At 61.5% G+C, this 19,919-nt stretch carries 22 protein-coding genes and 1 tRNA gene; 7 read left to right on the top strand and 16 right to left on the bottom strand.

Annotated features, from left to right (window positions below; genetic code table 11):
* Window positions 1-39: 39 nt before the first annotated feature.
* From dusA to ACR1XV_RS02325, 3 genes are all read right to left on the bottom strand, one after another.
* Window positions 40-1,059, bottom strand: coding sequence for a tRNA dihydrouridine(20/20a) synthase DusA (gene dusA, locus ACR1XV_RS02335; RefSeq protein WP_480528672.1), 1,020 nt, complete (start codon window positions 1,057-1,059; stop codon window positions 40-42).
* Between the two features lie 92 nt (window positions 1,060-1,151).
* Window positions 1,152-1,228 (bottom strand) — tRNA-His (locus ACR1XV_RS02330).
* Window positions 1,229-1,275: 47 nt separating this feature from the next.
* The gene (locus ACR1XV_RS02325) at window positions 1,276-1,758 is read right to left on the bottom strand and encodes an N-acetyltransferase family protein (protein WP_480528671.1); all 483 of its coding nucleotides are present in this window, start codon (window positions 1,756-1,758) and stop codon (window positions 1,276-1,278) included.
* Window positions 1,759-1,836: 78 nt separating this feature from the next.
* Here ACR1XV_RS02325 and ACR1XV_RS02320 point away from each other — a divergent pair, with 78 nt between their 5' ends.
* Complete coding sequence (locus ACR1XV_RS02320) at window positions 1,837-2,025, top strand: DUF6324 family protein (protein ID WP_480528670.1); 189 nt, start codon at window positions 1,837-1,839, stop codon at window positions 2,023-2,025.
* On the opposite strand, the gene ACR1XV_RS02315 is transcribed toward ACR1XV_RS02320, so the two are convergent.
* A complete protein-coding gene (locus tag ACR1XV_RS02315; protein ID WP_480528669.1) occupies window positions 2,022-2,453 on the bottom strand; it encodes an MmcB family DNA repair protein in 432 nt (143 codons plus the stop codon). The two genes, ACR1XV_RS02320 and ACR1XV_RS02315, sit on opposite strands and share 4 nt — an antisense overlap.
* Before the next feature lie 105 nt (window positions 2,454-2,558).
* Here ACR1XV_RS02315 and ACR1XV_RS02310 point away from each other — a divergent pair, with 105 nt between their 5' ends.
* Both ACR1XV_RS02310 and ACR1XV_RS02305 read left to right on the top strand, forming a co-directional pair.
* Window positions 2,559-2,879, top strand: coding sequence for an ArsR/SmtB family transcription factor (locus tag ACR1XV_RS02310; protein WP_480528668.1), 321 nt, complete (start codon window positions 2,559-2,561; stop codon window positions 2,877-2,879).
* The gene (locus tag ACR1XV_RS02305; protein ID WP_480528667.1) at window positions 2,876-3,301 is read left to right on the top strand and encodes an SRPBCC family protein; all 426 of its coding nucleotides are present in this window, start codon (window positions 2,876-2,878) and stop codon (window positions 3,299-3,301) included. The genes ACR1XV_RS02310 and ACR1XV_RS02305 overlap by 4 nt, the downstream gene beginning before the upstream one ends.
* A gap of 214 nt (window positions 3,302-3,515) precedes the next feature.
* Here ACR1XV_RS02305 and ACR1XV_RS02300 read toward each other — a convergent pair whose 3' ends face one another.
* From ACR1XV_RS02300 to ACR1XV_RS02280, 5 genes are all read right to left on the bottom strand, one after another.
* Complete coding sequence (locus ACR1XV_RS02300; RefSeq protein ID WP_480528666.1) at window positions 3,516-3,821, bottom strand: hypothetical protein; 306 nt, start codon at window positions 3,819-3,821, stop codon at window positions 3,516-3,518.
* 58 nt (window positions 3,822-3,879) lie between these two features.
* Window positions 3,880-4,362 carry a transcription antitermination factor NusB gene (nusB, locus tag ACR1XV_RS02295; protein ID WP_480528665.1) on the bottom strand — a complete coding sequence of 161 codons (483 nt, stop codon included), beginning with the start codon at window positions 4,360-4,362 and terminating at the stop codon, window positions 3,880-3,882.
* Window positions 4,359-4,910 carry a 6,7-dimethyl-8-ribityllumazine synthase gene (locus tag ACR1XV_RS02290; protein WP_480528664.1) on the bottom strand — a complete coding sequence of 184 codons (552 nt, stop codon included), beginning with the start codon at window positions 4,908-4,910 and terminating at the stop codon, window positions 4,359-4,361. The genes nusB and ACR1XV_RS02290 overlap by 4 nt, the downstream gene beginning before the upstream one ends.
* 2 nt (window positions 4,911-4,912) lie before the next feature.
* Complete coding sequence (gene ribB, locus ACR1XV_RS02285) at window positions 4,913-6,034, bottom strand: 3,4-dihydroxy-2-butanone-4-phosphate synthase (protein WP_480528663.1); 1,122 nt, start codon at window positions 6,032-6,034, stop codon at window positions 4,913-4,915.
* A gap of 73 nt (window positions 6,035-6,107) precedes the next feature.
* Window positions 6,108-6,695: a riboflavin synthase gene (locus ACR1XV_RS02280; protein WP_480528662.1), complete on the bottom strand. Its 588-nt coding sequence runs from the start codon at window positions 6,693-6,695 to the stop codon at window positions 6,108-6,110.
* Between the two features lie 132 nt (window positions 6,696-6,827).
* Between ACR1XV_RS02280 and ACR1XV_RS02275 the strand changes: the two genes are divergently transcribed.
* From ACR1XV_RS02275 to ACR1XV_RS02265, 3 genes are all read left to right on the top strand, one after another.
* Window positions 6,828-8,126 (top strand): capsule biosynthesis protein, encoded by a 1,299-nt coding sequence (locus tag ACR1XV_RS02275; RefSeq protein ID WP_480528661.1) that lies wholly within the window; start codon window positions 6,828-6,830, stop codon window positions 8,124-8,126.
* 82 nt (window positions 8,127-8,208) lie between these two features.
* Window positions 8,209-9,342 (top strand): polysaccharide biosynthesis/export family protein, encoded by a 1,134-nt coding sequence (locus tag ACR1XV_RS02270; RefSeq protein WP_480528660.1) that lies wholly within the window; start codon window positions 8,209-8,211, stop codon window positions 9,340-9,342.
* Between the two features lie 3 nt (window positions 9,343-9,345).
* Entirely contained in the window at window positions 9,346-11,349 is a 2,004-nt protein-coding gene (locus tag ACR1XV_RS02265) for a capsular polysaccharide biosynthesis protein (protein ID WP_480528659.1), read from the top strand.
* A 3-nt stretch (window positions 11,350-11,352) separates the two neighbouring features.
* On the opposite strand, the gene ribD is transcribed toward ACR1XV_RS02265, so the two are convergent.
* The 4 genes from ribD to ACR1XV_RS02245 all read right to left on the bottom strand — a co-directional run bounded on the left by ribD (window position 11,353) and on the right by ACR1XV_RS02245 (window position 13,853).
* Window positions 11,353-12,453 carry a bifunctional diaminohydroxyphosphoribosylaminopyrimidine deaminase/5-amino-6-(5-phosphoribosylamino)uracil reductase RibD gene (ribD, locus tag ACR1XV_RS02260; protein WP_480528658.1) on the bottom strand — a complete coding sequence of 367 codons (1,101 nt, stop codon included), beginning with the start codon at window positions 12,451-12,453 and terminating at the stop codon, window positions 11,353-11,355.
* Entirely contained in the window at window positions 12,450-12,920 is a 471-nt protein-coding gene (gene nrdR, locus ACR1XV_RS02255; RefSeq protein ID WP_480469369.1) for a transcriptional regulator NrdR, read from the bottom strand. The genes ribD and nrdR overlap by 4 nt, the downstream gene beginning before the upstream one ends.
* A gap of 120 nt (window positions 12,921-13,040) precedes the next feature.
* Window positions 13,041-13,454 carry a secondary thiamine-phosphate synthase enzyme YjbQ gene (locus tag ACR1XV_RS02250; RefSeq protein WP_480528657.1) on the bottom strand — a complete coding sequence of 138 codons (414 nt, stop codon included), beginning with the start codon at window positions 13,452-13,454 and terminating at the stop codon, window positions 13,041-13,043.
* 3 nt (window positions 13,455-13,457) lie between these two features.
* Window positions 13,458-13,853 carry a hypothetical protein gene (locus tag ACR1XV_RS02245; RefSeq protein ID WP_480528656.1) on the bottom strand — a complete coding sequence of 132 codons (396 nt, stop codon included), beginning with the start codon at window positions 13,851-13,853 and terminating at the stop codon, window positions 13,458-13,460.
* A gap of 396 nt (window positions 13,854-14,249) precedes the next feature.
* Between ACR1XV_RS02245 and ACR1XV_RS02240 the strand changes: the two genes are divergently transcribed.
* Window positions 14,250-15,269: a helix-turn-helix domain-containing protein gene (locus ACR1XV_RS02240; protein ID WP_480528655.1), complete on the top strand. Its 1,020-nt coding sequence runs from the start codon at window positions 14,250-14,252 to the stop codon at window positions 15,267-15,269.
* 187 nt (window positions 15,270-15,456) lie between these two features.
* On the opposite strand, the gene rpoD is transcribed toward ACR1XV_RS02240, so the two are convergent.
* From rpoD to ACR1XV_RS02225, 3 genes are all read right to left on the bottom strand, one after another.
* A complete protein-coding gene (gene rpoD, locus ACR1XV_RS02235) occupies window positions 15,457-17,445 on the bottom strand; it encodes an RNA polymerase sigma factor RpoD (RefSeq protein ID WP_480528654.1) in 1,989 nt (662 codons plus the stop codon).
* 114 nt (window positions 17,446-17,559) lie between these two features.
* Window positions 17,560-19,512: a DNA primase gene (gene dnaG / locus ACR1XV_RS02230; RefSeq protein WP_480528653.1), complete on the bottom strand. Its 1,953-nt coding sequence runs from the start codon at window positions 19,510-19,512 to the stop codon at window positions 17,560-17,562.
* Window positions 19,513-19,592: 80 nt separating this feature from the next.
* On the bottom strand, window positions 19,593-19,889 hold the full coding sequence (locus ACR1XV_RS02225) for a hypothetical protein (protein WP_480528652.1): 297 nt from the start codon (window positions 19,887-19,889) through the stop codon (window positions 19,593-19,595).
* Window positions 19,890-19,919 lie beyond the last annotated feature (30 nt).

The following is a 19,919-nucleotide window of genomic DNA, read 5'->3' as shown; positions in this document are numbered from 1 at the left end:
TCCTCGGCGCAAACTCCAGGTGTCGGGCGCAGCTTTGCATCAGACCGCCTGTTCCACCTGAGGCTGCGACGCGACTGAGTCCAGCGCCTGCAGGATCACCTCGGGCCCCGCATGGTCACGCACCGCTCCTTCCGACAATATCCGCCGCCAGCCGCGCGCGCCGGGACGCCCGGCAAACAGGCCGAGCATATGCCGGGTGATCTGGTGCAAGCGCCCGCCGTGGGCAAGATGCGCCTCGACATAGGGCAGCATCCTATGCACCACGTCTATGGGGTCGGCGATCTCTCCAGCTCCGAAAATCAGCGAGTCAGCTGCAGCCAGAATATCGGTGGGCTGATGATAAGCCGCGCGCCCGATCATGACACCGTCCAGCCCCGCCTGCAGATGCTGTTGTGCCTGCGCAAGCGAGGTGATGCCGCCGTTGATCGAGATATGCATGTCCGGGAAACCCACCTTCATTTGGTGCACCAGATCATAATCCAGCGGCGGAATATCCCTGTTTTCCTTGGGGCTTAGCCCCTGCAGCCACGCCTTGCGCGCATGAATTGTGACGCGCGTGCACCCCGCCGCGCGGAGCTGGTCGAGGAACGTGGGCAGAACCTCGGCAGGCTCCTGCTCGTCGACCCCGATACGGCATTTCACTGTAACCTCGACATCTACAGCCTCGCGCATCGCGGCAACACAATCGGCGACCTTCTCGGGCGACCGCATGAGCACCGCACCAAAAGTCCCCGACTGTACCCGGTCCGATGGGCAGCCGCAGTTCAGATTGATCTCATCATACCCTGCCTCGGCCCCCAATTTGGCCGCCCGCGCCAGTTCCCGCGGGTCCGAGCCCCCCAGTTGCAGGGCAACGGGATGTTCCTGCGGGCTGTAGTCCAACAGATGCAACGCCCCGCCGCGCACCAGCGCGGGTGCTGTGACCATCTCGGTGTAAAGCAGCGTTTCCGAGCTGAGCAGCCGGTGCAGATAACGGCAATGCCTGTCGGTCCAATCCATCATGGGTGCCACGCTCAGGCGGGCGCTTCTGCGGATATCACTGGGGGTTTCTTCCGGCATGTCTCGACTATTTTATCAGGATGCGGCTTATGGCAAGCATCGGATATACCGAAAGGCACGTATTCGGCAAACCGTTCTCAAGGTTGGGAAGATGGTACCGCCTCCCTGGCTTGAACAGGGGACCTCTGGATCCACAATCCAGCGCTCTAACCAACTGAGCTAAGGCGGCACTCGTGAGGGGCGATTTAGCGAACGCGTGCAGGGATTGCAAGAGGATTAAAGCCGAATTTGCCAGCTTTGTTCGACCAGATCGACGCCAAAAGAATGCACCGGCTTGCTCTCCGTCAGCTGCCATCCAAACGACCGGTACAACCCGCACGCCGCGGCATGACTTTCATGGGTCCACAGCACCATCTGACAGTATCCGGCATCGCGCGCGAAGCTCATGCAGGTCGTCAGGAGGCGCTTGCCCACCCCCTGCCCGCGCGCCTCGGGCAGCAGCAGAAACAGGCGCAGCTTGGCGGTCGTTTGGTCCTGCCGAACACAAAAGATGCTGCCCAGCCGCTCACCTGCCTGTTCGGCGATCCAGCCCCGCTCGCATGTCGGATCGTGATCGGCGGTGAAATCCTCCAGAATGCGGGCCACCAGCGGGCCGAAACTGTCGTCGAACCCTTCGTCGCGGGTATAAAGCCGGTCATGCTGTTCGACCAGCCACGGCGCATCTTCCGCCCTGAAAGACCTGAGGGAGATCTGTTTCATGCCCCATCTGACCGCATAGGCCGCTTGATTCTCAACCCTTTGCACGATAGCACCAAGGCACAATTCCCGGAGGCGTATATGGGCATCAACACCGAACGCGACATCGAAGCGAACCTGCAGATCGGTCCGACCGATCAGGGCATGGTGCGCCTGTTCATCGAAGGTGCCGGGATCGAGGTTCCGATGGATTTCGACCCCGAAGAGGCCGAAGAAATCGCCGAGGAAATCCGCGCCGCCGCCCAGGCTGCGCGCGCCGTCAAAGGCTAAAGTCGCGGATCACGCAGGGCCTGCAACCGGCGGGCCGCATCCACGGCAAATTTCTGGATCATCTTTTTGCGCCGCGCCGGGGCCAGCTTGCTTTCCGGGCTCATACGAATGATTTCGGCATCATAGGCATCTGCGATGATCAAACCGGTTTCCGGTGGCAGCAACTCGGTCGGAAAGTCGGTATCAACTGCCCAGAAGAATCGATCGCACCACTCCAGATAGCCCTGCCATTTGGCATCCGACTGATAATCAGCGCGACTGGATTTGCATTCGACCACCCATAGCTCGCCCTTCGGGCCTAGTCCCATCACATCGACCCGCAACCCTCGGGCGGGCACGAATTCCTCAATTGAAACATAGCCATGGGTCAACAGGTGGCGTGAAACGCCGCGCGCCAGCTTCTGTCCGGGTTGCAGGTCCAGTGTCATTCCTGAAATGTGAACAATTCATGAACAAAAATCAAGTCGCTTGACATGATACCAAAAGGTATCTCGTATAAATGATACCAGATGGTACTCCATTCGAGGTATCCCATGACGCCCCAAACCCAAAACGCGTTTCGTGCGCTGGCTGACCCGACCCGCAGGGACATCGTTCAGATGCTGGCGGCGCAGGACATGACGATTGCACAACTGACCGAGCAATTCGACATGACCCGCGCCGCGGTCAAAAAACACCTGACTGTGCTGTCCGATGGCGGGCTGATTACGGTCGAGGCCAGAGGCCGGGAACGCATCAACCGGCTTGAACCCCAAGGGATGGCCCCCGTTCTGGACTGGCTCAGCTTTTTCGACCGGTTTTGGGATGACCGCCTTGCCAATCTGAAAGACGCTATTGAAAGGAAACAGAAATGACGAATGCCATTCTGCAAAAGACCATCTTCCTGCGCGCCGATCCCGAAACCGTCTGGGCCTATCTGACCGAGTCCGATCGGCTGGCCGAATGGTTCCACAAGCCCGAGCGCCCTCTGACCTCAGGACAGAAACTTGAAATGTTCGGCACCACCAGCGGCGATCTTCTGATCTGGGGAGAGGTCCGCGAAGCGCGCAAACCTCATTATCTGGAATATACGTTCACGATAAAGCCGATGGGCGATGCCGTTAGCGTGGTCAAATGGACGCTCGATCCCGTTGCGGGCGGCACCCGGCTGGCCTTGCAGCACGAAGGTCTGCCGCAGGGTGCTGACGCCTTTGGCCTGATCCTTGCGCTGGATAACGGCTGGGACGAGCATTTCGGCAAGATGCGCACCGCGCTGCACGAAACTGTTGATGCCTGACCTCTTGTGCGAACCCGCTTTACGCCCTACTTAGGCCCGTGGCGGGTTCTGCCCTTCTTGTGACAGGTAGCATTCTGGTGGCCTTAAGCAATTCCGAGGGGGCTGGCTCTGTTCAGGTCCTGGCCTGATTACCCGGCGCCCACCTGTACATACAGGTCCTCGGGAATCAAACCGCACGGTTGACTGGTGGTCCCGCCACATTTTCCAAGATATTTCAGCGCCCTGCGCGGGCTTCCTGCTTCACGGGCGCGGGTTTCAAGCCATGCGCAACCGGCGTGCCGCCGCGCGGTTTGTTGGGCTTTTCTGCCATGCTCATGATGGCATAGGCGAATTGCACACCGGCAAAGACGATGCCGTTCATGAACCAGATCATCAGCAGCGCGATCAGGCCGATTTCCGAACTGGTGATCAGGTGGCGCAAATTGGCGACGTTCAGCGCCAGCAGCACCCCGACAAACACTGCCGAGATGACAAAACCCCATGCAACCTGCGTGATATAGAGACGGACCAGCTTGGGCATCGCGAACCTCCTTGCGCTCTGACTTCAGTCTAGCGCAGGTCTGGTCGCGGTAAAGGCGTCAGAACGCCTCGGGCTGGGCCTCGCGCGCCATGTGATCCAGCACGGCGTTAACGAATTTCGGCTCTTTGCCCTCGGGGAAGAAGGCGCGAGCCACATCGACGAATTCGGTGATGACGACCTTGGGCGGCGTGTCGCTTTGGGTCAGTTCAGCGCCCGCGGCACGGAAGACGGCGCGCAGCGTCGGGTCGATGCGGGCAATGGGCCATTTGGCGACCAGCGCCCGGTCGGTCATCTGGTCGATCGGGGCCTGATAGTTCACCGCATCATCAACCAGCTTGCGGAAGACGCTGATATCGCCATCCAGCATCTCCTCGCCCTCATAGACCGCGCCAAACCGGTGATCCAGAAACTCAAGCACAACCTGTTCGGTCGTCTGGCCTGACTGCTCCATCTGGAACAGCGCCTGCACGGCATAGAGGCGCGCGGCGGATTTCATCAGGCGTTTCTGGTTGGCCGGTTTCGGCGCGTCGGTCTTTGTCATGCTGTCGAGGGTCCGTTGCTGTCGCCCGCCACAAGGATGGACTCGGACGGCGGCTTGAAACCGACGCCCTTTTTGGAAGAGCCCCACTTACGGCTGAGCGCGATCAGATGCAAGGCCGCAGCGGCCGCCCCGCCGCCTTTATTCATCTTTTCGGGGTTGGCACGCACCTCGGCCTGATCGTCATTCTCGACGGTCAGAATACCGTTGCCGATACACAGGCCCTGAAGACCCATCAGTTGAATGGCACGGCTCGAGTCATTACAGACGGTCTCATAATGTGTGGTCTCGCCGCGGATCACACAGCCCAGCGCAACATAGCCGTCATAGTTGCACTGACGGTCGGCCATGGCGATAGCAGTCGGGATTTCCAGCGCGCCGGGCACTTCAACCACATCGCATGTGCCGCCTGCGGCCTCGATCTCGCCCTTGGCACCGGCGACCATGTTGTCGGCGATGGCGCGATAGAACGGGGCCACCACCAGTAGCAGTTTCACCGGTTTATCGAATGTCGGGGTCGGCAGGACGCCGTGTTTGTCTTGTTCAGCCACGATCAGCCCTCCTTGAGAATGGAACGGGTGCCGACGATGGACAGGCCAAATGCGTCGAGCCCCAGATATACGGTTTCGGGCGAGTCGGTCAGCAGCACCAGTTCCTGAATACCCATCTTGGACAGCATCTGCGCGCCCAGACCGGTTTGCTTGATCGTGCGTGGGCCATCGTCATCCACCGCATAAAGCGAGTTGCGCGGCTGCCGGAACAGGCACACCACGCCGCGGCCTTCCTCGGCGATGATCTGCATCGCGCGGGGCAGCTCTTGCGGCGATTTCGGGCCGAGGCCCAGAATGTCGGGCGCTTCGTGCAGGGCGTGGGTCCGGGTCAGAACCGGCTCGGGGGTGGTGATGTCGCCTTTGACCATGACGACGTGCTCGATGCCGTGGGTCTGATCGGTGAAAATCCTCATCTCCCAATCGCCGCCATATTCCGATGTCACCGTATCGCGCGAGGTTTCTACAACCAGATTGTCATTGCGCGAGCGGTAGGTGATCAGGTCGCTGATGGTGCCGATCTTCATGCCGTGTTCGCGGGCGAAGGCCACCAGATCGGGCAGACGTGCCATGGTGCCGTCGGGTTTCATGATTTCACAGATCACACCTGCCGGATTCAGACCCGCAAGGCGCGAGATATCTACCGCAGCCTCGGTATGGCCCGCGCGCACCAGCACCCCGCCCCGCTTGGCACGCAGCGGAAAGACATGCCCCGGCGTTGCGATATGCGCCATCGTGTTTTGTTCATTAATCGCCGTCGCTACGGTCAGCGCACGATCAGCAGCAGAGATCCCGGTCGAGACCCCTTCGCGCGCCTCAATGGAGACCGTGAACGCCGTCTCATGCCGGGAAGAGTTGTTCACGGCCATCATCGGCAGGCCCAGCGCCTCGATCCGTTCCGCCGTCATCGGCAGGCAGATCAAACCGCGCCCATGGGTAGCCATGAAGTTGATCGCCTCGGCATCGGCGAATTCGGCGGGGATGACCAGATCGCCCTCATTCTCGCGATCTTCATGATCGACCAGAATATACATCCGGCCTTTGCGGGCCTCTTCGATGATCTCTTCGATCGGGCTGATCGCCTCGCGCAACTGGGCCTCGACCGGTCCGGGGGTTTCAAAGCTCATGGGGCAGCCTTTCGCATGGCATGTGTTGCAGGCGAGATAGACCAGAGCGCGCGCAAAGACCAGACCGCAAACGTCAGGTCATCTCGGCCAGCCGGGCCACGTAACGGGCCAGCGTGTCGATCTCGAGGTTAACGCGGTCGCCCACGGCGACGTCACCCCAAGTCGTGACCTCTTTGGTGTGCGGGATGAAATTGATGCCGAAATCGCAGCCTTCGACATCGTTCACCGTCAGGGACGTGCCGTTCAGCGCGACCGAACCCTTGGGCGCAATGAACCGCGCAAGATCGGCGGGCGCGCGCAGGGTGACACGGGTACTGTCGCCCTCGTCCGCGACCGCCACAACCTCGGCCACGCCGTCGACATGGCCCGAGACGATATGACCGCCCAACTCGTCGCCCACTTTCAGCGCGCGTTCCAGATTGACCCGTTTGCCCACGCGCCACGTGTCCAGATTGGTTTTTGACACGGTCTCGGCGCTGATCTGCACATCGTACCAGTCCTCGCCCAGCGCGATGACCGTCAGGCACACACCGTCGCTGGCAATCGACGCGCCGATGTCGATTGAGGCGGTATCATACCCGGTGGCGATCCGCGCCCGCAGATCACCCTGCTGATCCAGTTCGGTGACAGTGCCGATATCGGTGACGATCCCTGTGAACATTTCCTTTACCCTCTGAACCTAGCTTCAACAGCCGAGGTAAAGGCCCAATGCCCCACGGGCAAGCCCCGCCTTGCCGGGAAAACGGGAAACGGGCATAATTTGACGACACGCACCACCGCACGAGCAGACAGCATGACACCTTCCCCACCCCGCCCCGACCGGCGTGTGTTCCTGTTCTTGCAGGGACCCCATGGCCCTTTCTTCAACGCTTTGGGCCGCAAGCTGCGGGCCACCGGCGCGAAGGTCTGGCGGGTTGGCTTTAACGCGGGCGATCAAGCGTTCTGGCGCGATGCGAACAGCTATATCCCCTATCGGGGCAACCCGGACGACTGGCCCGCAAGATTCAGTGGCCTGATCCGCGACCTAGGCGTGACCGACATTGTGCTTTACGGCGACACCCGCCCCATCCATGCCCACGCCATCCGTATCGCGCAGGCACGCGGGTTGACCGTGCATGTGTTCGAAGAAGGCTATCTGCGCCCCTGGTGGGTCACCTATGAGCGGGGCGGGTCCAACGGAAACTCGCGCCTGATGGATCTGGACGTCGATGGGATGCAGGCCGCACTGGAGCGGTCCGAACGGCCTACGCCGCCGCCGCCATCCCATTGGGGCGACATGCGCCAACACATCTTTTACGGCGCGCTTTATCACTGGTTCGTGCTGTTCCTGAACCACCGCTACCGCAACTTCCGCCCGCACCGAGACCTGCCGGTATCAAAGGAATTCCGCTTGTATTTCAAACGGCTGGCGCTGATGCCGTTTCACCGCATTCAACGCGGCTGGGCCAGCGCCCGGGTCCGGTGGAGCGGTTCGCCCTATCATCTGGTGCTGTTGCAGCTTGGCCATGACAGCTCGGTCCAGTGCCATTCGAACTACACCTGCATGAGCGAGTTTCTGGAACAAGTCGTCGCCGGATTTGCCGCTGGCGCACCCGCCCATCACCACCTTGTCATCAAGGAACACCCGCTGGAAAACCATCGCGAACCGCTGCGGCGGCAGGCCAGACAGGCTGCACGCAGGCACGACCTCGCAGGCCGTGTGCATTACGTCCCCGGGGGCAAGCTTGCCCGGTTGCTGGACGAGGCGCGCTCGGCGATCACCGTGAATTCGACCGCAGGGCAGCAGGTGTTGTGGCGCGGCATCCCGCTGCGGATTTTTGGACGATCCGTCTATGACAAGCCGGAATTCGTATCCCGGCAACCACTGGAGGCGTTCTTTGCCCGACCCGACGCCCCCGACAGCGCTGCCTATCGCGCTTATCGGCAGTTTCTGCTGGCAACCAGCCAAGTGCCGGGCGGCTTCTATTCGCGCAGAGGCCGACGTCAGCTGCTGCGGCGCGCGGTCGACATGATGTTGCATCCCGCAGACCCCTATCAGAGCCTTCCCGCAACCAACGCGGCGTCGACGCCACAGTTGCGTCTTGTTCGCTAGATCCAAGGCAACTGTCGCTGGAAGTTTTGCCATCAACCAGCTACCTTGCCCCAAACAAAAAAACGACTGAGGAAAATCGGCAGTGCAGCGCTTTCCAACCCGATGGATACGGGGGGCTTCCTTTGTGGCGGCCCTTGGCCTGCTGGCGGCGTGCCAGCTTCCGAAATCCGGCCCGAACAAGACCGAAATCCTGGCCGGATCGGTCCAGAACGGCGGCAACGCCTTTGTGGTCGAGGTTGACGACCGCGTCGCCCGCGCCACCGCTGCCGTCCCTCAATACGGCTTCTCGCAATCCTTCCGCAGCGCCCAAAGCGTTGCATCCGACACCGTCCGGCCCGGCGACACCCTCAGCCTGACCGTATGGGAGAACGTCGAAGATGGCCTGCTGACCTCGGCCGCCGGAGGGGCCACCAATCTGACCGAAGTGCAAGTGGACAGCGACGGCTATATCTTCGTGCCCTATGCCGGACGCCTGCGCGCGGCGGGCAACACGCCCGAGCAGCTGCGCGCTCTGATCTCCTCCAAGCTGGAAGAGCAGACACCGGACCCGCAGGTTCAGGTCAGCCGCACGCCCGGCGATGGCTCGACCGTTTCGCTGACCGGCACCATCGGCGCGCCGGGGATTTATCCGATTGAACGGCCCACAGGCACCTTGTCCACCATGCTGGCAAGCGCCGGTGGCGTGGCCGTGGCCTCGGACATCGCGCTGGTCACCGTCATCCGTGGCAATCAGCGCGGGACGATCTGGTATGACGACCTGTTCCATAAGCCCGAGACAGACATCGCTCTGCGTGGCGGTGACCGGATCTTGGTGGAACAGGACAGCCGGTCTTACATCGCGCTTGGCTCGACGGGCGGGCAATCCCGCGTGGCTTTCGAAAGCCAGGACCTCTCGGCGCTGGAAGCGCTGGCGCAGGTCGGCGGGCTGCAGTCGCTGTCCTCGGACCCGACCGGCATCTTCGTGCTGCGCAAGGAACGTCAGGACATCGCCCGCAACGTCATGGGCCGCGCCGATCTGCAGGGTGATCAGCGCATGATCTACCTGCTGAACCTGACCGCGCCCAACGGGCTTTTCGTGGCCCGCGATTTCGTCATCCGCGACGACGATACGATCTATGTGACCGAGGCCCCATACGCGCAATGGACCAAGTCCATCTCGCTGATCGCAGGGGGGCTGACGCCGATTGCGAATGTGGCAACCCTGACGGGCGGCTGATACATGCTGCCTGAAACGGAACACGATGCCGGGGGCGAACGCCCTCGGCTTTTTGTTTACAATGGCGGGTTTCTGACACAGCGGCGGGTGCGGCGTATTCTGTCGCTGGCGGGGTATGATATCCGGCTGGGCCTGCCGCAGGACGGCGATCTGGTCGGCGTCTGGGGCAACAGCCCGACCGCCCATCGCGGGCTGACCATCGCCGCAAAGCGCGGCGCGCCGGTGCTGCGGGTCGAGGATGCCTTTCTACGCTCGCTGCATCCCGGGCGCGCGGGTGAGCCGCCGCTGGGCCTGCTGCTGGACCGCGCGGGCGTCCATTTCGACCCCGACACCCCGTCCGATCTTGAGGTGCTGCTGGCCACCCATCCGCTGGATGACACCGCGCTGCTGAACCGCGCGCGCGGCGCGATGGACCGCATTCGGGAACTGCATCTGAGCAAATACTCGGCTTTCGACCTTGATCTGACACCCCCCGATCCCGGCTATGTACTGGTGATCGACCAGACGCAGGGCGATGCGTCCGTGATCGCCAGCCGGGGCGACCGCGCCCGGTTTCTCGAGATGCTATTCATCGCGCAAGAGGAAAACCCCGGCGCGCGCGTGATCATCAAAACGCACCCCGAAACCGTCGCCGGTCACCGACCCGGACACTACACCGCCGACGACCAGAACGACCGGGTTTCGATGCTGGACGCTCCGGTCAGCCCCTGGGCTTTGCTGGACGGCGCGGTTGCGGTCTATACCCTGTCCTCGCAAATGGGTTTCGAAGCCATTCTCGCCGGTCATAAACCGCGCGTTTTTGGCCAGCCCTTCTATGCCGGATGGGGCCTGACGCAGGAAGAGATTCCCCTGCCCCGCCGCCTGCAACGCAACCTGACACGCGCGCAGCTTTTTGCAGCGGCCATGATCCTGTACCCGGTCTGGTACGACCCCTATCGCGATCAGTTGTGCGAGCTGGAAACCGTCCTGAACACGCTTGAGGCGCAAAGCCGCGCTTGGCGGCAGGATCACAAGGGCTGGACGGCCTCGGGAATGCGCGTGTGGAAACGTCGGCATCTGCAACAGATGTTCGGGCAACATGGCAAGATGCGCTTTACCTCTGAGCCGCCAGGGCGCAGCCAGACGCCCCATATGGCCTGGGCCAGCCGGGCCGGAGACACCGGGGATGTGGTCCGAGTCGAGGACGGGTTCCTGCGCTCACGCGGGTTGGGGGCCGAGCTGGTGCCTCCGCTGTCGCTGGTGACCGATGATCTGGGCATCTACTATGATCCCACCCGACCAAGTCGCCTTGAGGAATGGATCGCGGCGCGCGAAACTCTGCGCCCGGATCAGCAGCAACGGGCCGAGCAACTGGTGGCGCAGCTGCTGTCCGAGGGCCTGAGCAAATACAATACCGGCGATCCGGCACCACAGCTTCCCGAAGGCCACCGCATTCTGGTGCCCGGGCAGGTCGAAGACGATGCCTCGATCCGGTTGGGGACCAACACGGTCTGCACCAACCTCGACCTGCTGCGTGCCGCGCGCGAGGCCAATCCGGATGCGCTTCTGATCTACAAACCCCACCCCGATGTCGAGGCCGGACTGCGCGAGGGACGGATCGACGCCGAGGGTCTGGCGGATATAATCGCAGATCACACCGATCCGGCGATGTTGCTGACACAGGTGGACGAGCTGTGGACCATGACCTCGCTGATGGGGTTCGAGGCGTTATTGCGCGGCGTGCGGGTCACCACTCTGGGCGCGCCCTTTTACGCGGGCTGGGGGCTGACAACCGATCTGGGTGCGGTTCCAGCGCGGCGGGGGGCTCGGCCCACGTTACCCGGGTTGGTACACGCGGTCCTGATCGACTATCCGCGCTATTTCGATCCGGTCACCGGTCACCCCTGCCCGGTGGAGGTCGCTGTTGACCGGCTGGTCCACAAAGGTGCCTCGGCAACAGGGCCGATCAACCGAATCCTGTCGAAACTTCAGGGCGCGCTGGCCACCCACGCGCATCTGTGGCGCTAAAGCTCAGCCCGCAGCGCGTGACCAGCGGTGCAGGATGTCGCCGCCCAGAACCCGCGTTTCACTCAGATCGAACCGAGGCGCGGCCCCCAGCGTGTCGAGGCCCAGCGCCCCGATCGCGGGCAGGCCCTCTGCGCCGATGGCCAGACCTGCGGTAAAGCCCACAAGTTCATCCACCAGATCAGCCTTCAGCAAAGACGCCGCAAGGGCCGATCCCCCTTCACAGAACACGCGGGTCAGCCCCGCCTGCCCAAGCTGTTGCAGCAGGTCAGCGGCATCGACGTGGTGCCCTTGCAGCGCGCAGGGGATCAGGCGCGCGCCAAGCCCCTCCCACGCGCGGACGCGTTCGGGGTCGGGATGCGGACCATGGCAGAACCAGACCGGAACCTCAGCCGCGGTACGGGCCAACTGCCCCATCAGCGGCAGGTCCAGATGGCGCGAGACGACCACGCGCACCGGTTGCCGTGCAATGCCCAGATCGCGCACGGTCAGCGACGGATCGTCCGCACGGGCCGTCCCTGCCCCGACCATCACCGCGTCATGGCGGGCGCGCATGGCATGTACCGCGCGGCGCGCTTCGGGGCCGGTGATCCATTGGCTGTGGCCGGTCTCTGTCGCGATCCGACCGTCAAAGCTGTTGGCGAGTTTGAGCGTTACGAAAGGGCGGCCCTGTTCGGTCTTCAGGAAGAACCCCGCATGATCTTGCTCGGCTTCATAAGCCAAAATGCCGGTCTGCACCTCGATCCCGGCGGATCGCAGCATGTCAAAGCCCTGCCCGGCCACACGCGGATCGCTGTCCTCGACAGCGCAGACAACGCGCACGACGTCTGCGTCGATCAAAGCCTGCGCACAGGGCGGGGTTTTTCCGTGATGCGCGCAGGGTTCCAGCGACACATAAGCGGTCGCCCCCTTTGCAGCCGCTCCGGCCTGGGCCAAGGCCTCGGTTTCGGCATGGGGACGTCCGCCGGGCTGGGTCCAGCCACACCCGACAATCCTGCCCTCGCGCACGATGACGCAGCCGACGGCAGGGTTGGGCCAGCATTGCCCCTGGCCGCGCCGCCCCAGGGACAGGGCCAGCGCCATATATCGCTTATCTGTTTCGCTCACTCATCCGTTGTGGGCTGCGGCGGGCGCAACTCGTGGACGAACTCCTCGAAATCATCGGCCGCCTGGAAATTCTTGTAGACACTTGCAAAGCGAACATATGCAACCGTGTCAATCCGGGCCAGCGCCTCCATGACGATTTCACCGATTTTGTTGGACGGTATATCCGTCTCACCCATGCTTTCCAGACGGCGTACGATGCCCGAGATCATCTGGTCGATCCGATCCGGTTCAATCGGGCGTTTCTGCATCGAAATGCGGATCGAGCGTTCCAGCTTGTCGCGGTCGAAATCCTCGCGCTTGCCGTTGGTTTTGATGACCACCAGATCGCGCAGTTGCACCCGCTCATATGTGGTAAAGCGACCGCCGCAAGCGGGGCAGAACCGACGTCTGCGGATCGCGACATGATCCTCTGCCGGGCGTGAGTCTTTGACCTGAGTGTCGATATTTCCGCAAAACGGGCAGCGCATCCGCCGTCTCCTCGTCCCTAGTTCCGCCTCTGTTTGTAAGCGCTACGGCTTACTTATCCACAACTATAGGACAGCCGCTAGAGTTTGGGTAGTCGGAATTTTCGACCCCAAGATAAAGGGTCAGGCGAAATGCGCTGCAACCTTGCGCCGATGCGGCGCGTTGCGGTGTTCGAACAGGTAGATGCCCTGCCAGGTGCCCAACACCGGCTGGCCACCCACGACCGGGATCGACAGCGATACGGGCATCACCACGGCCTTGATATGCGCGGGCATATCGTCGGGTCCCTCATAGGTGTGGCGCAGATAAGACATCGACGGATGATCCGAAGGCGGCACAAGCCGGTCGAAGAATGCTTGCAAGTCCGTCTGAACCTCGGGGTCGGCGTTTTCCTGTATCAACAGCGAGCATGAGGTATGCCGCACAAACAGCGTCAGCAGCCCGTCCGAAAACGGCTGCACCCAAGATCGCACGGGGGCGGTGAACTCATAAAGCCCCGCCCCTTGCGTCTGAATCGTGAATTCGGTTTGCGCCACCGATCACTCGAAAATCTGACGGCGGTTACAGCGCCCATTCGCGCCCTGAACCGACATGCTCTCGCCGGGTTTGAAGCCGACCGAGATACTGCCGCTCTGGGCAGTATTGGCAGGCATCTTCAACGAGAACTGAACCGCGGTCTTACGCCCCGTCGTTACGCTTGGGCCATAGCCGCGCAGCACATAGATCCGCTGCTGCCAGCCCGCGCCCAACGTCCGACGCGCAAAATCGGCGGCGGCGCACCAATAGCCGTCAATGTCGCGCCGAGCGCGCGGGATCACCTCGAACTCGGTGTTGCTGATCGCCTCGGTCTGATAACCGCCGCGCCCGGCGGCAGCGACGGCCGGTGAGCTGAGCACCGTCAAAGCCACGAAAGTACCTGAGATAAACTGTTTCATCGTTACCATCTTCCTGTTTCCACCTGAAGTATAGTTTAGGACGACGCGTTCTTCAGAACAGTGTGCCTCACAATCATTTCAGGCGACACCCCGTTTTTCGTTATCGAGCGGCGGACGCGGTCCGCTGGTGCCCATGGGGCGTAGACTATCGCAAGGTAGAATGTGCCGGGGAACCCGTCGAAACGGCTTGGTGGACCGTCCGCTCAGGCTCTGACCTCATCCCCGAAGGTGCTGACCCGACAACACGCCCACTTTATGCCCGACAAGCGCGCCGGTCTTTGCAATTCCGGTCAAATACTTGCGAGACGCGGACAAACCCGGCAGCATGGGGACAACTGCTCCGGGGGGCTGCGGCTTGGCCCGGCGGGGCGATCAAAACGGGTTTCAGACACGGCCATGGACGTCGATATTGCAAGAATACAGCTGCTGTCGCGGTCTTTGGACCAGCACGCGGGAGCCGACATCGTCGATCAGGTTCTCAGCGACAGCGGGCTAACTCGTCCTGACATCACACCGCCCGCCACCAGCTATAGCGCCCACAAAGAGGCGCTTTTCGTTCGCCATGCCTGCGACGCGCTTGGTGATATCACCTTCGGCGCGCAGGCCGGGCTTGGGTTCACGTCGTCCTCAAGCGTCACCGCCTACATCAGTAAGTATTCGCGCGACCTCAAGCAGGTGCTGGAAAACACCGCCCGGTTTCACGGCATCATTGACCCGGCGCTGGCATTCAATCTGCGTGTGTCGGGCAATTCCGCCTCGCTGGAGGCGAACTGGAAAGACCCCGGGTTCTCCCGCTATCATCGGCGCACTGAATTCCTGCTGTTTGCCGCCATCGCCCGGATGCGCGCCCTGACGCAGGTACACCTGCACCCGATCGAGATGCGGTTTCAGCATGAGGTAGGCAGCCAAGCCGATGCATTCGCCAGGATCGGCGGCTTCCCTGTCACCTTTGGAACCGAGCGACTTGAGATCATCCTGTCTCTGCCCGCGCTCGAGATCCCGGTCCCCACCTACGACCCCAGCCTGCGCGCGCATCTTCTGGAATATGGCGAACGATTGCTGGCCGAGCACCGCTTACCCCGGCAAAAGACCCGGGCGCAGGTCGAAGGGCTGATCACCCGGTCGATGCCAGGCACGATCATCCAGGCCGAAAACGCCGCCGCGCAGCTGGGCCTGAGCCCCCGCACATTAGCCCGTCGGCTGGCCGATGAAGGCACAAGCTATCGCGAAATCGTCGAGGATCTTCGCTGTGATCTGGCGCAGACCTTCATCAAGAACGGCATGAGCCTGGCCGAGATTTCCTATTCGCTGGGCTATTCCGATCAGGCCGGTTTTTCCACCGCCTTCAAGCGTTGGACCGGGCAGGCCCCCAGCGCCTTTCGCAAGCGCGTGGAACATCCGCTGTCCCCGGGGTAAGGTGGCCGGGGGTCATCGGCGTTGCCGCCTCGCCCCGGCCTGTCCATGAGTGGACACCGGGGATATAGAGAGGCACCCCGCCCCGTCCTTGTGCGTTCTCGCCAATTTGAAGTGAAGTTCGGACATCGTGAGCGGACACAAAAAAGGCGCCTCGGGATTGAGGCGCCTTTGGTCTTGATGATCCGGCTTATTGGTCCAGGAAAGACCGCAACTTCCGCGACCGGCTGGGATGCTTGAGCTTGCGCAGCGCCTTCGCCTCGATCTGACGGATACGTTCGCGGGTCACGCTGAACTGCTGGCCCACCTCTTCCAGCGTATGGTCGGTGTTCATGCCGATGCCAAAGCGCATCCGCAGCACCCGTTCCTCACGCGGGGTGAGCGAAGCCAGAACGCGGGTCGTGGTTTCCTTGAGGTTTTCCTGAATGGCGCTGTCCAGAGGCAGCACGGCATTCTTGTCCTCGATGAAGTCGCCCAGCTGGCTGTCTTCCTCGTCGCCAATCGGAGTCTCAAGGCTGATCGGCTCCTTGGCGATTTTCATCACCTTGCGCACCTTCTCAAGCGGCATCTGAAGCTTTTCGGCCAGTTCTTCCGGTGTCGGTTCGCGGCCGATTTCGTGCAGCATCTGACGACCGGTCCGAACCAGTTTGTTGATTGTCTCGATCATATGAACCGGGATACGGATCGTCCGCGCCTGATCCGCGATAGACCGCGTGATCGCCTGACGAATCCACCACGTCGCATAGGTCGAGAATTTATAACCACGACGATACTCGAACTTGTCCACCGCCTTCATCAGGCCAATGTTGCCTTCCTGAATAAGATCAAGGAATTGCAGGCCGCGGTTCGTGTATTTTTTGGCGATCGAGATCACCAGACGCAGGTTCGCTTCGACCATTTCCTTCTTGGCCTGCCGCGCCTCTTTCTCACCCTTCTGAACTTGCTGCACGATGCGGCGGAATTCGGGGATATCGAGGCCGACATATTGCCCGACCTGAGCCATATCGTTGCGCAATTCCTCAACCTTCTCGGTCGAGCGTTCGATGAACATCTGCCAACCCCGGCCCGGCTTTTCGGCCATCTCGGACAGCCAGTTCGGGTCAAGCTCACGGCCACGATAAGCATCAATGAACTCGCGCCGGTTGATGCGGGCCTGGTCGGCCAATTTCACCATAGAACTGTCCAGCGACATCACGCGACGGTTGATGCCATACAGCTGGTCGATCAGCGCCTCGATCCGGTTGTTGTGCAGGTGAAGGCCGTTCACCAACTCGACAATCTCGGCGCGCAGCTTCTGATAGGTGTCCTCATCCTTTTCGCTGAACGAGCCATCCTCGTTCAGCGTCGCCGAAATCCGACTGTCCTGCATCTCGGACAACATGGCAAAGTCGGTCGAGATCCGTTCCAATGTGGTCAGAACCTGATCCTTCAGCGCCGCTTCCATTGCGGCGAGGGACATATTGGCCTGATCGTCGTCATCATCGTCGTCATCGTTGGCAATCGGATTGCCATCGGCATCCAGCTCGGGGCCCTCATCCTTGGCAGGCTTCGCCGCTTGCACCGCCGAGGTGTCGACGACCGGCTCGGACACATCGCCATCTTCGTCCATCTGGTTGCCAAAGGTGGTTTCCAGATCGATGACGTCGCGCAGCAGAATGTCTTCGGACAGAAGTTCGTCATGCCAGATGGTGATCGCCTGGAAGGTCAGCGGGCTTTCGCACAGCCCGGCGATCATCGTATTCCGGCCTGCCTCGATCCGCTTGGCGATGGCAATCTCGCCCTCACGGCTCAGAAGTTCGACCGAGCCCATCTCGCGCAGATACATGCGCACGGGGTCGTCGGTGCGGTCCAGCTTTTCTGTCGCAGCACCCGCAAGCGCAACCTCGCGCGGGCCTTCGGTCGTGACCAGTTCGGTCGAGCCTTTGTTCTCTTCTTCTTCGGCCTCTTCATCTTCGATGATGTTGATGCCCATCTCGGACAGCATCGACATCACGTCTTCGATCTGTTCCGAGCTGACCTGATCAGGCGGCAGCACCTGATTAAGCTGGTCGTATGTGATGTAGCCTTTCTCGCGGGCCTCGGCGATCATCTTCTTGACCTGGGCCTGGCTCATGTCCAGCGAGATTTCCTGTTCCTGCTCGTCGGATTTGCGGTCTTCGTTCGTATCCTTGGCGGCCATTCAATGCTCCTGCAGGGATGGGTGATTCGTTAAAGCCGAATCATTAGCGCGTAGAAGTGATTCGGCCACCCGTTTACCTGTTTTTCTTTTCCAGTGCCTTACGAAAACACCAGTTTACCGGCGTTTCCGCTCGAAATTGATACCAGACATGATGGCCTCAAACGCGTCTTTCTCGTCGCGGTTGATTCGCGCACCATTGTCGGCGATGTCGAAAACGGCCCTGTCCTCATTCTGGCTGCGGCTTGTGCGGTTGCGCTCTTCGGCGGCTTGCGCCAGCCGGTATGTCAGCGCCTCATCGGCCAGATCAGACTGTTGTTCCTCCGCCGCTTCGGCAATCTCAGCATCCAACCCCCGGAGCGCTTTGATCTTTGCGAGTTCCTCGGCCAGCGTCATCTCGGCCTTTTCAACGTCGCCCGGTTTATACACACAGGGGATCACTGCCACATGGCGAAGGGCCAGCAGGTTTTCAAGGGGTTCAGGCCCCAAAGTTTGCATGATGTGGTCTTGCAGGTTTTCGGGATCGTCAATCGCGTGCCGCAGGATTGCACCGCGCAGCGCCGCGTGGTCGGGATCGTGGCACTCCATTTCTTCCAATTGGGTTTCGAATTGCACGACAACCTGCGGATTTAGAATGGCAATTGCCAGAATGGCCGCTTCACGCAATTGAATATCCGCATTCTCGGCCGACGCCAGAAACGAGGCCCGCGCGCCCGGTGTCGCGGGCTGCGCCTGCGGTTGCCACTTGCCACGCGGCTGCCATTGGCGATTTGACGATTGTCGCTGCGGGCGAAACAATTGCCAGCAAAGGTCTTTAATTTCTTTTTCGTAGTGAGAGCGAATGGCCCCATCCCGGATGGAAGCCGTTTTGATATTGAAAGCCTGCTCCAGTGCCGCCTTGCGCTCGGGGCTATCGAACACTTTGCCCTCGGTCTCACGTTGCCAGAGCAGCTTGACCATCGGTATCGCGCTTTCCAGTACGGCCTGCACCGCCCCCGGCCCATCGGCGCGCAGCAGGTCGTCCGGGTCTTTACCCTCGGGCATCAGGGCAAAGCGTAGGGACTTGCCCGCCTCCAGCAACGGCAAGGCCAGATCAACGGCTCGCATCGCTGCGCGCAGGCCAGCCGTGTCGCCATCCAGCGCAATGATCGGCTCATCGGAAATCCGCCAGAGCAGTTGCAACTGATGCTCGGTGATCGCGGTTCCCAAAGGCGCGACCGACGCGCCGAACCCGGCTTCGGCCAGCGCGATCACGTCCATATACCCTTCGGCCACGATCAGCGGCTGTCCCTTGCCCGCCGCCTGTCGCGCGGGGCCGTGGTTATAGAGGCTGCGGCCTTTATCGAACAATTCGGTCTCGGGCGAGTTCAGGTATTTCGCGTTGCCATTGGGGTCCATCGCCCGACCACCAAACGCGATACACCGCCCGCGCGGGTCGCGGATCGGGTACATGATCCGGTTGCGGAAGGTGTCATATGGCTTTTTGCCCTTGTTCGATGGCTTGGCCAGTCCGGCCCCGAGGATCAGATCCTCGGCCACGTTCTTGCCAGTCAGATGATCCCACAACGCCTGCCAGCCATCGGGGGCAAAGCCGATCTCCCACCGATCCAGCGCCTCAGCATCCAAACCACGCCGGGTCAGGTAATCTCGCGCTGCTGCCCCTGCCCCAGTCTTGAGCTGCAGGCGGAAGAACTGCACCGCCTGTTCCATCACCTCGGCCAATTGCGCGCGGCGGTCCTGTTTCTGCTGCGCCTTGGGATCGCGCGCGGGCATCGGCATCCCGGCCTCGCGCGCCAGAATCTCGACCGCTTCGATGAACGAGACATTCTCGGTCTCTTTCACGAAACTGATGGCGTCGCCTTTGGCATGGCAGCCGAAACAGTAATAGAACCCCTTCTGGTCATCGACGTGGAACGAGGCCGTTTTTTCGTGGTGGAACGGGCACGGCGCCCACATATCCCCCTTGCCCTGATTGGATTTGCGCTGATCCCACATGACCTTGCGCCCGACAACCTGAGACAGGCTGAGGCGCGTGCGCAGTTCATCCAGAAATCCGGGGGGCAAAGACATGGATCAAACCTGCCAGAAATGAAAACGCGCGCCAAGGGGAAGGCGCGCGGTTGTCCACAAGGAAATGCGCGCCTTGTGGATTACTGCTGCAGGCACAGCTCCAGCCACGCTGCACCAAGGTCCTTGTTTCGCACGTCGCGCATCTTTTGTTCATAAACCCACGGCGTGATCAGCGGGACCGCCGCGTTGTAATTCTCGGGCCATGTCGGGCCACTGTCAGCGACGGCCTGCGCCACGTCCCGTTCCTTGACCCGATCAAGGCGCGCCTTCTGGATCGCGGCCACAACCTCTGCCTGATACTTGCAGCTTTGCTCCTTGGTTTCCTGAGCAACTACCGGGGTGGCAAGCAGGGCCGCGACAATGGCGATACGCAACATGAAGTTCTCCGAGGATTCGTTTCGTTCCGG

This window comes from Ruegeria sp. AD2(2025) (assembly GCF_056542385.1).
This window is presented reverse-complemented; position numbering and strand designations above follow the sequence as displayed.

Bases quoted from the DNA above. Each gene is read 5' to 3' on its own strand.
- ACR1XV_RS02240 (WP_480528655.1), top strand. From the start codon at position 14,250: ATGGACGTCGATATTGCAAGAATACAGCTGCTGTCGCGGTCTTTGGAC.
- ACR1XV_RS02320 (WP_480528670.1), top strand. From the start codon at position 1,837: ATGGGCATCAACACCGAACGCGACATCGAAGCGAACCTGCAGATCGGT.
- ACR1XV_RS02300 (WP_480528666.1), bottom strand. From the start codon at position 3,821: ATGCCCAAGCTGGTCCGTCTCTATATCACGCAGGTTGCATGGGGTTTT.
- ACR1XV_RS02265 (WP_480528659.1), top strand. From the start codon at position 9,346: ATGCTGCCTGAAACGGAACACGATGCCGGGGGCGAACGCCCTCGGCTT.
- nrdR (WP_480469369.1), bottom strand. From the start codon at position 12,920: ATGCGCTGCCCGTTTTGCGGAAATATCGACACTCAGGTCAAAGACTCA.
- ACR1XV_RS02325 (WP_480528671.1), bottom strand. From the start codon at position 1,758: ATGAAACAGATCTCCCTCAGGTCTTTCAGGGCGGAAGATGCGCCGTGG.
- ACR1XV_RS02280 (WP_480528662.1), bottom strand. From the start codon at position 6,695: ATGTTCACAGGGATCGTCACCGATATCGGCACTGTCACCGAACTGGAT.
- ACR1XV_RS02245 (WP_480528656.1), bottom strand. From the start codon at position 13,853: ATGAAACAGTTTATCTCAGGTACTTTCGTGGCTTTGACGGTGCTCAGC.
- ribB (WP_480528663.1), bottom strand. From the start codon at position 6,034: ATGAGCTTTGAAACCCCCGGACCGGTCGAGGCCCAGTTGCGCGAGGCG.
- ACR1XV_RS02305 (WP_480528667.1), top strand. From the start codon at position 2,876: ATGACGAATGCCATTCTGCAAAAGACCATCTTCCTGCGCGCCGATCCC.
- ACR1XV_RS02225 (WP_480528652.1), bottom strand. From the start codon at position 19,889: ATGTTGCGTATCGCCATTGTCGCGGCCCTGCTTGCCACCCCGGTAGTT.
- dusA (WP_480528672.1), bottom strand. From the start codon at position 1,059: ATGCCGGAAGAAACCCCCAGTGATATCCGCAGAAGCGCCCGCCTGAGC.
- ACR1XV_RS02310 (WP_480528668.1), top strand. From the start codon at position 2,559: ATGACGCCCCAAACCCAAAACGCGTTTCGTGCGCTGGCTGACCCGACC.
- nusB (WP_480528665.1), bottom strand. From the start codon at position 4,362: ATGACAAAGACCGACGCGCCGAAACCGGCCAACCAGAAACGCCTGATG.
- ACR1XV_RS02275 (WP_480528661.1), top strand. From the start codon at position 6,828: ATGACACCTTCCCCACCCCGCCCCGACCGGCGTGTGTTCCTGTTCTTG.
- rpoD (WP_480528654.1), bottom strand. From the start codon at position 17,445: ATGGCCGCCAAGGATACGAACGAAGACCGCAAATCCGACGAGCAGGAA.
- dnaG (WP_480528653.1), bottom strand. From the start codon at position 19,512: ATGTCTTTGCCCCCCGGATTTCTGGATGAACTGCGCACGCGCCTCAGC.
- ACR1XV_RS02315 (WP_480528669.1), bottom strand. From the start codon at position 2,453: ATGACACTGGACCTGCAACCCGGACAGAAGCTGGCGCGCGGCGTTTCA.